The organism is Deltaproteobacteria bacterium, assembly GCA_026388415.1.
Classification (GTDB): domain Bacteria; phylum Desulfobacterota; class Syntrophia; order Syntrophales; family JACQWR01; genus JAPLJV01.
Genome location: JAPLJV010000064.1, coordinates 1 through 9,908, shown reverse-complemented (window position 1 = coordinate 9,908; position 9,908 = coordinate 1). Strand labels below are relative to the sequence as shown.

Below are 9,908 nucleotides of genomic sequence, written 5' to 3'. Positions count from 1 at the left end.
GTATATCTATGAATGCAAATTAGTATAATATACTTGGTTGGTCTTTTCCCATTTTCAGGATGATCCTACCTATTTGATTTAGAATGCAATCGGGGACTGGTTCACATTTTACTCAGAGGGATTTGCCATTTGTCCACAATTCATATGCGCTCCATAGACCTGATGCCGGGGGTGAGGTTCAGCAAGCTTGCAATCCGTAAACTCATTCGCTGCCTTCTCGTTTCAGACAGTAATTGGAGTAACGCTGAACACGTGAGCTTGGCGAGTTGCCGCAATCCTTATCTCCCCATTCCGGACATCATTTCCCATGACCTGACGCACGCCTTTTTAATGGAATGATCTCAATTAATGACCTGAGGGCTTTATTGACAGCCTCTGAATTGGGAAAGTACTTTCTTACGTTAGGCTCCAACAAGACAGCTCCATCTTCGAGCTTGAAATACCGGACAGAAGTGGTGCCGTCTTCCTTATGAACCTCAACCATGTGGCCCTCTCGATATGCCTTGTAGTACTTGCCGCGAACTGCTCCTTTCATACTGGAGAAATCGTATTCCGGTTTCATATCCTCTATCTTTGATGGCTCTTTGGAGTCAGCTTTCTTCATAATATCTCCTTTCACGTGCTGTTGCTTTCCGGCAACTAATGATACGTATTTTACCCTGTCTTTCGGTATGAATCAAAACCAGAACGCGACCTTTTGCAGATAGACCGATATTAATATAGCGTTCTTCGTTTTCAGAATTGCTGGTATCCGGAAAGGTGAGCAGAAAGAGATCATTGAAAACCGTTTCCCCTTCATCAAAGCTCACCCCCTTATGCTTCTTGAGATTTGCGACCGCTTTAACTTCATCCCACTCAAATTTAAGGTTCATTCGTTCCTTCCTCGAGTGCAACGTTTTGCCGTTTTATCACAACGACATAAAGCTCACCCGGAGGCGGGAGTATAGTTGACCGGAAAGGTACGTTTCATTTGTCGCCATCGGCGCCTCCTCCTGCAACACAAAAAACCCCGTGATCCGGGAGGAACGACGGGGGTATGGGGTTTATTGTCCTGTTCATGACTTCCCTTGGCCTTGGGTCTTCAGTTTGCGGGAACATTCACGGAGAGACCTTTGAATTTCTTCTGGCAATATGCCAAATCCCCCTATATCCCCCTTTACTAAAGGGGGATATTATTATTCCCCTCTTTGTCAAAGAGGGGTTATGGGAGATTTTCAAAGGTCTCACGGATTTAATTGGTTACCTTTGCCTCCGATATGGCATGAACCTGCTATGATGTCAATACATTTTACCCTTTTTTCGACCTAAAGCGGCCTCGAAAGCGCTGCAATCCGTCATCGAAGAGATCATAGGCCGTTGGCACCACAACTAGCGTCAACAAGAGTGAGGTAGTTAGTCCGCCGATGACGGCAATCCCCATCGGGGAACGCGTCTCCGCGCCTTCACCTACACCGAAGGCTACGGGCAGCATACCGAAAATCATGGCGATCGTCGTCATTAAAATGGGCCGCAGTCTGCGGGGCCCGGCCTGCATAATGGCCTCCCGTCTTTCCAGACCTCTGTCCCGTAGAATATTCGTGTAATCAACCAGCAGGATCGAGTTTTTCTTCACCAGACCCATGAGCAGAATCAGACCGATGAGACTATAGATATTGATCGTTTTCCCAGTGAGATAAAGTGCGCCGAAGGCGCCGACAAAAGAAAGCGGCATGGCCAAAAGCACCGTAAAAGGATGAATAAAACTCTCAAACTGGGCGGCAAGAACCATATAAGCCATGATAATGCCGAGGGCAAGCGCAAAGGCCAGGTACTTGAACGAGTCTTTCATGGTATCGGCGGCCCCTTTATACTTGGGAAGATAATCAGGCGGCAGAATCTTGGCGGAGATGGCATCCAACCCATCCATGGCCTGTCCCAAGGGGATATTCTCCAGATTGGCAAAGATGGTTATCGCCCGCTGCCGGTCCACCCGGTTGATAACGCTCGGACCGCCGCCCTCGCTTAACTTGACAACACTGGCCAGGTCCACCGGCCTGCCGTCCCGCGCCCGCACATAAATCCTGCCCACATCACGGGAATCGTTGCGATCGCCCGGTTTGAGACGCACCCGCAGATCGTAGCGTTTTCCGCGTGCGTCATCCTGGAACTGGGTGACATCAACCTCGCCACTGACGAGCAGATTGATGGCATCGCCAATCGTTCGCACATCAATGCCCAGGTCGGCGGCCTTGTCCCGGTCTATATAAGCCCGAAACTCCGGTTTCCCCATTTCTAAAGAAGTATCAACATCCACCACGCCGGGAAGTTTGCTGAACTCGGCGGAAATATCTCGCGCATATTTTTGCAGATAGGACATATCCCGTCCCCGGATGCTGTACTGGATCGGCACTTGCCGCTGGCCGCCGCCGATCGTGGAGATATCTTCCGCCGAAGCCTTGAGGCCGGGTATCTCCCTCAATTTGTTTCTAATTTCGGCCTTTATTTTCTCCTGGCTTTTCGTCCGCTTGTTTTTCTGAACGAGCGTAACCATTGCAAATGCCCTGTTGATTGAGCTGGCTGTTTGTCCGCCCTGAGTGTAAAACACCGTGTCCGCTTCCGGTGTTTTTCTCAAAATTTCTTCCACTTTTCTGCAGAGCTCGTCAGTTTGCGCCATCGAATAATCAATTGGCGCTTCCAGGCGAACGATAAAACGTCCCTGATCTTCGGGAGGCTGCAACTCCTTGCCGATGAACTTCGTTATATAAATACTGAACGAAAAAATCACGACGGCCAGGACCATGATAATCATTCGATGACGTAGCGCTATGCCCAGAATAACGCGGTAGAAATCTTCAATCTTTATATAGCCCCGCTCAAACCATGAGGAAAGACGGGGAAGCAGCGTTTTCTTACCGGTCTCTCCCTCCCGCGCATGATCTCCCGCCGGCCTGGCCTTCAAAAAAAGCGAGGCCATCATCGGTGTCAGTGTAAAGGAAACGAGCAGTGAAACGAGGATGGCAAAAACAACGGTCAGGGCAAACTGGATAAAGAAGCGACCGATGATGCCCTTCATGAAAGCGACCGGAAGAAAAATTGCCACAATGGCCAGGGTCGTGGCCATAACGGCAAGACCAATCTCCGAGGTGGCAAAAATCGCCGCTTCGCGCGGCACCATGCCTTCCTCCACATGCCGGTAGATGTTTTCGATGACGATAATCGCATCATCTATCAAGATGCCCACGGAAAGGGAGAGGGCCAGCATCGTCATGTTGTTGAAGGTAAAATTGAAGGCCCGGATCAGGGCGAAGGTGGCAATGACGGATATGGGCAGGGCGATGGCGCTGATCATCGTTGATTTGAAATTCCTTAGAAAGACAAGTACGGCGAGCACCGCGAAAAGGCTGCCGATGATCAGGTGCATTTGCACTTCATGAATGGAGCGCAGGATAAAGATGGACTGATCGAAAGAAGTATTTATTTCCATACCCGGCGGCAGGCTTTTCTTGATATTGGCAATTTCCTCTTTTACCCGATTCACAACCTCCACGGTGTTTGTCCCCGATTGTTTCTGAACGCTCATGCCTACCGCCGGTATGCCGTTAAAACGGGCGACGGAAAGATTCATTTGCATGCCGTCTTCAACCCGGCCGATGTCTCTGATTCTCACGGGAACGCCATTTTCGGAGGAAACTATGATATCTTCGAAATTGGCCACGCTGGTGATTCCACCTTTGATCTTCAACACATAATCCTTGGTTTGGCCTTCTATCCGTCCCCCGGGGAGTTCGACGTTATTGCGCTGCAACACCTGCAGCACATCGCTGGGAGCAATCCGCATGGCCTGCATCTTCTTCGCATCCAACCAGAGATTAATCTGTCTGCCGCGCATACCGCGCATTTCCACAGCGCCAACGCCGTTTATCCTCTCTAATTGCTCGCGCAATGTTTCATCGGCATAGGTGGAAAGATCGCGCACCGATCGCTGACCCGTCAAGGCCAGCCACAGTACGGGCGTGGAATCGGGGTCTACTTTTCCAATGACCGGATCGTCAATCTCCAGCGGCAACTTCCGCCTGATACCGGCGATTTTTTCCCGCACATCCTGGGCGGCAAGGTCAATATTCCGCTCCAGCTCAAATTCAACCGTAATTCGCGAATTTCCTTCTGTACTTGAAGAGTTGATGGTCTTGACGCCATTGATGGTGTTGACTACCTCTTCGATTTTGTCCGTAACCATCAGATCCACCAGATCCGGGCTGGCGCCAAGGTAGTTGGTGGAGATATTGACGATGGGAAAATCAATCTTGGGCAGGAGGTCCACTCCGATCTCCGGATAACTGACGATACCGAGGATCACGAGGGCGCCAATCATCATTGTGGCAAAAACAGGCCTTTTTACGGAGGTATCAGCGAGCCACATTGACTTTCACCCCTTCTGCCAGGTTATTCTGACCCACGATAACGACTGTTTCCTTCTCCTTCAGGCCTGCCAGAATCTCCTGCATGTCACCGTACTTGGCCCCGATCTTTACCTCCCTGCCCCGCGCCAGGTTTCCTTCCACGACAAAAATCATTGTCTTTGATTCGTCGTATAAAATCGCATTAACGGGGAGAACGATTGTATCCCGTGCCAGCCCTAAATAGAGCGTTACGCGGGCGAATAAACCCGGCTTCAGGGAATGGTCGCCATTGGGAATCAAGGCCTCTACCATGAGCGTGCGCGTCTTTTCATCGAGATGGGGATAGATGGTGCTTACCCGTCCCCGGTATTCTTTGCCCGGCGCAGAATCCACCTGAAAACCCACGTCCTGGCCGACCTTTATTTTGGCGGCATCCTGCTCCGTTACGGTAAAATCAAGCTTCAGCGTATCCGTGTGAATTATAGTAAAAAGCGGTGTCCCGCTCTTGACGTAGTCGCCGGACGAAACCTTTTTCTCCTTGACGATCCCAGCCAGAGGCGAAGCAACCTTCGTTTTAGCCAGTTTTGCCCTGGCCAGGGCCAGACCGGCCTTCGCGCTGTCACACTGCGACTCGGCAAGAGAGAGCCTGGTAGTCACGTCTTCAAACTGTTGCTGCGTAAGCAGTTCTTCTTTATACAGAGATTGCTTGCGCTGATATTCGAGCTTGATATTTTCGAAGCTGGCTTCGGCCTGCTTTACGGCGGCTTCACTTCTTTTTACCTCCAGATCGTAATCAGTATCGGCAATAGTAGCCAGCATGGCCCCGCGGACTACGTTGCTGCCCTCATCTACCTTGATGTTACTGATGATTCCGTCCACCTCGGCGCTTACCACCACCTCGTCATAAGCCTTCAAGGTACCGATAGCATCCACGAAGGGCCGCAGCGGTCTTTTTTCCGCCGGTTGCACACGCACGTTGGCAATACGTTCTTTGACCTGTTTGGTCTCTTTTTGACCGCAGCCGCTTACGAGCAGCAAAGAACATCCGAGCCAGGCAACGCAGCCGGTTAAGCGCCAAGCATTTCTCCTCATGTTATAAAGACCCCTCCCACCTAAAGTTATCCTCGTTTATTGTTTATCAGCATCCGTCTCTCCCAGCAGGGCGCCCGTTGCTCTCTGCAAATTCAGCCGGGAAAACCGGCTGTTGTTCAGGGCATCGGCAAGCTGACGCTGAGACGTCAGGAGCAGATTATTCGCGTCAATAACATCAAGACTGTTCGCGAGACCAAATTCATATTGTTTTGACACCGCGTTAAAGTTATCGAGGGCGTAAGTCAGTTGATCTTGCAGAAACTTGATGATGCCCTGCTGGGTGGTAAAATCGAGAAATGAATTACGCACTTGCAGCATAGCACTATTGACTGCATCGCGGTAAAGCAGTTCTGCCTGACGCAGTCTGGTTGCGGCCTGCATAATGTCGGCATTTCTTTCTCCACCATCATAGAAGGTAAAATTCAAGGCGACATTCCCGTAAATGCTCTCACGGTTCAAGCTGGTAGTTTGCGGATATTGATCCACCTTGGCGTAGGCGGCGCCCAAGGAGAGACTCGGCCAGTATGCCCCTTTGGCATAGGTCAACTGTTTTTGCGCAATTTCCTTCTGCGCTTCCAAGGATTTAAGATCCTGTCGCCGGGCCATGGCGCGACTCTCCAGGTCTGTCAGTGAGCCGGGGCTATCATCTACCTCGGGGGTCTCTTTGATATCGTACGGCCCTTCGATACCCACCAGCCGGGCCAGGATAACCTTAGCCGCCGCGAGTGAATTGGCTGCTTTTATCTTGTCCGACCGGGCGCCCGACAGTTCCCCCTCGGCTCGCAGCAGCGCCGTCTTGGTGACTTCCCCGACCCGTAATCTCGTATTGGCGGCATCGCGGTACTTAGTCAGCCGGTCCAGATTGGCATTGGCAATCTCGAGGGCCTGCTGCGCTTTCAGGAGATCATAGAAAGAAGCGGAAACATTAAGCAAATAGTCCTGTTGAAACGAAACCAGATCGAAGCGGCTCCTGTCCAATGTCTTGCCGGCAATATCCAGCACCGTAAAGTCCCGGCCGCTCAGCGAATAGGATTGGGCAAGCTGCAACCCCCATGCTCCGGCTTGATTAGGCTGGATCACATTGCCCGTATCACCTGTTTTCAATTCCGTATATTGCGTATAAGACCCATAGGCGGAAAGATTGGGGACCAAGGCGCCCCGCGCCTTTTTTAATTCCAGCTTGGCAATATTGACATTTTCTTCCGATACCTTAATCTTTTCAGCGCCTTGAAGAGCTATCCGGTATAAATCAGCGAGGGTATAATCAGCGCCGCAAAGTAAAGACGGCATGGCCAGCAAGTGCAGGAGCAATATTCCTGCCCATAAATAAATGATTTTCTTCATCTAATAACTTCTCTCCCCATGATAATGATTTCCTTCTCGACCCTTACGCGGCACTTGCTTTTACCCCTTCAAAAAAAATAGCGAGCAAAGTTTCGGTCAACTCGCAAAGAGAACCTCGTTCCCGGGTTTGCATCCAGGACAAGACAAACGAGTTAATCATGCCGGCCAGGATAAAAGCCATCAGACGCGGGTCCTGCTTCCTTAAAGTTCCGGCGGTTACCCCTTCCGCAATGACGGCGGCCATGAAATCCACATGTTCCAGATAATCGGCGATCATTTTTTCCCGCAAGTCGGCAGCGCCCTCCGCCAAGGCGGCGCTGCCTCTCCGGATAAAGATATTGCAAAAACTGACATTATTTTCCACAAAAAGGAAATTAGCGGCGACGAGCGCCCTGATCTTTTCTAAGGCATTTTCCTTGCCGGCGACAGCGCTTCTGATTCCACCATACAATATCTCCAGTTTTTCCGTTACCAGGGAAGAAAACAGTTCTTCCTTGCTGCCAAAATACTGATAAATTGTCCCGACGGCAAACCCTGAAGCCTCGGCAATTTCCATCACGGTTGCCTTGAAATAACCCTTGACGGCAAAGACCTCTTCGGCCTGTTTTAGTATCTCCTCGCGACGCAGATTAAATTCTCTCTCTTTGCGCTCCGACTTGTCCATTATGTCCACCTGTCATTAAATTTAAGCCGTTGATTACTCATATCTCAAGGCGTCAATGGGGTTTAGCAGAGATGCTTTATAGGCCGGATAGAAACCAAAAAAGATGCCTATTAAACCGGAAAAGCCGAAGGAAAAAATGACGGAATAAGTTGAAACGATGGTCGGCCACCCGGCAAAAGCAGATACTGCCGCAGCAGCGCAAAGCCCGATGATGATCCCGGCCAACCCTCCCATCAGGGACAGGGTCAAGGCCTCGATAATAAATTGGAGACGGATATCCCAGGTCCCGGCGCCTACGGCCATCCTGATACCTATTTCCCTGGTCCGCTCGGTTACCGAAACCAGCATGATATTCATGATCCCGATCCCCCCGACGAGCATGGATACCGAAGCGATCGCCCCTAAAAGCAACGTCATGATCTGGGTGGATTGCTCTGCTACCATCATCATCTGGGTGAGGTTGCGAACGGTGAAATCAAGTTCCTGTTTCGACCCCGCATGATGTTTCTGTCTCAATAAATCAGTGATTTGTGCCTCCGCCGGCGCCAGATCTTCGGCGCTCCTTGTTTTCACGGTAATAGACCTGACCATATCGGGAATGCCGCCAGTGCGAAATATTTTTCTCTGGGCTGTGGAAACGGGTATCAATACCGTGTCATCCTGATCTTGTCCGACGATAGACTGGCCTTTAGCATTCAGCACTCCGATTACGGTAAAGGGGAGCTTCTTGATCCGGATCACCTGCCCCAGAGGGTCCATGTCGCCGAAGAGATTAGTCACGACAGTTTGTCCCAGCACGCAAACTTTGGCGGCGCTCTTTACCTCCTGGTCGGTAAATATTCTACCTTCTGCCAACTGCCAATCCCTGACCAGCAGGATGCCGGGAGTTACACCGGCGGCGCCGGTTGACCAGTTCTGATTTCCATAGACAATCTGGGCTGCACCGTTCAGGGTAGGAACCGACTCTTCAACCGCCGGACATTCCCGTTTAATGGCCTCGGCATCATCCCAGGTCAAGGTGGATTGGGAACCGCTGCCCATGCGCAGACCGCCGGCTGTAACACTGCCGGGGAAGATGATCAGCAGGTTGCTGCCCATGGTGGATATCTGCTCCGATATCTTGCTGCTCGCGCCGGTGCCCACCGCCAGCATGGTGATGACAGCGCCGACGCCGATGATGATACCCAGCATGGTAAGGGCGGAGCGCATTTTGTTGGTCCGGAGCGCCCGCAGGGAGATTTTGAATGTGGAGGGAAGATCAATCATTTCTTTTTCACCGCCTCGTCGCTTAAGATACGGCCATCCAGAAATCTGATGATCCGCCGGCTGTAGGCGGCTATATCGGGTTCATGGGTGACGAGAACAACAGTAATGCCTTTCTCCTCGTTCAGCTTGACGAAAAGATCCATTATCTCACCGCTTGTTTTCGTGTCCAGGTTGCCGGTCGGTTCATCGGCCAGGATGAGAGGCGCATTGTTGACGAGCGCCCTGGCAATGGCTACCCGTTGCTGTTGCCCCCCGGACAATTGATTGGGATGATGTTTTTCCCAGCCCGTAAGACCCATGGTTTGCAGAGCAGCCAAAGCCCGGCGTTTTCTTTCCGCAACCGGGATATTCCCGTAAAGCAACGGCAATTCGACATTTTCCAGCGCGGAAGTCCGCGGCAGGAGATTAAACCCCTGAAAGACAAAGCCTAATTTTTCATTGCGGACCCGGGCTAATTCATCCCGGTCCATGCCCTCAACGTCAATGTTGTCCAAAAGGCAGCGCCCGGCGGTGGCATGATCCAGACAGCCCAGAATATTCATAAAGGTTGATTTGCCCGATCCCGACGGTCCCATGATGGCAACAAACTCGGCCTTTTCGATCTTGACCGACACACCATAAAGAGCGCGGACGATATTGCCGCCGCCAAGATCGTAAGTCCTCGAAAGGTCTTGTGTTTCAATCAGGGCCATATTAATGGAGCAACCTTCCGGTAAACGAGCTGCCCGCCTTGGTTTTGTTGTCCACTGCCAAAACGATTACTTCTTCCCCGGCCTTCAGTTCGCCTGCGACAACTTCGGTATTACTGCCGTCGCTGATACCCACGGTGATACTTACCCGCTTTGGTTTGTTATTTTCCAATCGCCAAACAACAGGCCCCTTACGCTCCGGCTCTTTACCCTCCGGCGGCTTGAGCTCCGGTGCTTTTTTAGCAGCATTGGCCTTTTCCGGCGGCCGGAAACGGAGCGCGGCATTCGGCACTGCCAGCACATTGTTTTTTTCTGCCGTGATGATGGAGACATTGGCTGTCATCCCCGGTTTCAGAATTTTATCCGGGTTGGGCACCAAAACGACGACGTCATAAGTGACCACATTCTGGACGGTTATGGGGGCATTTCTGATTACCGACACGCGGCCCGGGAATATTTTGTCGGGATAGGCGT

Annotated in this window: 9 protein-coding genes; all 9 read right to left on the bottom strand. The window is 51.3% G+C overall.

Annotated features, from left to right (window positions below; translation table 11 throughout):
- Positions 1-298: 298 nt before the first annotated feature.
- Positions 299-604 carry a hypothetical protein gene (locus NT140_13255; GenBank protein ID MCX5832826.1) on the bottom strand — a complete coding sequence of 102 codons (306 nt, stop codon included), beginning with the start codon at positions 602-604 and terminating at the stop codon, positions 299-301.
- Entirely contained in the window at positions 591-872 is a 282-nt protein-coding gene (locus tag NT140_13250; protein MCX5832825.1) for a BrnT family toxin, read from the bottom strand. The genes NT140_13255 and NT140_13250 overlap by 14 nt, the downstream gene beginning before the upstream one ends.
- A 416-nt stretch (positions 873-1,288) precedes the next feature.
- Positions 1,289-4,399, bottom strand: a complete 3,111-nt coding sequence (locus NT140_13245; GenBank protein MCX5832824.1) for an efflux RND transporter permease subunit — start codon at positions 4,397-4,399, stop codon at positions 1,289-1,291.
- Positions 4,386-5,471, bottom strand: coding sequence for an efflux RND transporter periplasmic adaptor subunit (locus NT140_13240; GenBank protein ID MCX5832823.1), 1,086 nt, complete (start codon positions 5,469-5,471; stop codon positions 4,386-4,388). Before NT140_13240 ends, NT140_13245 begins: the two co-directional genes overlap by 14 nt.
- Positions 5,472-5,507: 36 nt before the next feature.
- Positions 5,508-6,815 (bottom strand): TolC family protein, encoded by a 1,308-nt coding sequence (locus NT140_13235; protein ID MCX5832822.1) that lies wholly within the window; start codon positions 6,813-6,815, stop codon positions 5,508-5,510.
- Between the two features lie 43 nt (positions 6,816-6,858).
- On the bottom strand, positions 6,859-7,479 hold the full coding sequence (locus NT140_13230) for a TetR/AcrR family transcriptional regulator (protein ID MCX5832821.1): 621 nt from the start codon (positions 7,477-7,479) through the stop codon (positions 6,859-6,861).
- A 33-nt stretch (positions 7,480-7,512) separates the two neighbouring features.
- A complete protein-coding gene (locus NT140_13225) occupies positions 7,513-8,745 on the bottom strand; it encodes an ABC transporter permease (GenBank protein MCX5832820.1) in 1,233 nt (410 codons plus the stop codon).
- Complete coding sequence (locus NT140_13220) at positions 8,742-9,437, bottom strand: ABC transporter ATP-binding protein (protein MCX5832819.1); 696 nt, start codon at positions 9,435-9,437, stop codon at positions 8,742-8,744. The genes NT140_13225 and NT140_13220 overlap by 4 nt, the downstream gene beginning before the upstream one ends.
- A 1-nt stretch (position 9,438) precedes the next feature.
- A partial coding sequence (locus NT140_13215; protein ID MCX5832818.1) for an efflux RND transporter periplasmic adaptor subunit occupies positions 9,439-9,908 on the bottom strand: 470 nt, incomplete at its 5' end.

Excerpts from the sequence above, each read along its gene's own strand:
- NT140_13255 (MCX5832826.1), bottom strand. The coding sequence starts at position 604 with ATGAAGAAAGCTGACTCCAAAGAGCCATCAAAGATAGAGGATATGAAA.
- NT140_13250 (MCX5832825.1), bottom strand. The coding sequence starts at position 872 with ATGAACCTTAAATTTGAGTGGGATGAAGTTAAAGCGGTCGCAAATCTC.
- NT140_13245 (MCX5832824.1), bottom strand. The coding sequence starts at position 4,399 with ATGTGGCTCGCTGATACCTCCGTAAAAAGGCCTGTTTTTGCCACAATG.
- NT140_13240 (MCX5832823.1), bottom strand. The coding sequence starts at position 5,471 with ATGAGGAGAAATGCTTGGCGCTTAACCGGCTGCGTTGCCTGGCTCGGA.
- NT140_13235 (MCX5832822.1), bottom strand. The coding sequence starts at position 6,815 with ATGAAGAAAATCATTTATTTATGGGCAGGAATATTGCTCCTGCACTTG.
- NT140_13230 (MCX5832821.1), bottom strand. The coding sequence starts at position 7,479 with ATGGACAAGTCGGAGCGCAAAGAGAGAGAATTTAATCTGCGTCGCGAG.
- NT140_13225 (MCX5832820.1), bottom strand. The coding sequence starts at position 8,745 with ATGATTGATCTTCCCTCCACATTCAAAATCTCCCTGCGGGCGCTCCGG.
- NT140_13220 (MCX5832819.1), bottom strand. The coding sequence starts at position 9,437 with ATGGCCCTGATTGAAACACAAGACCTTTCGAGGACTTACGATCTTGGC.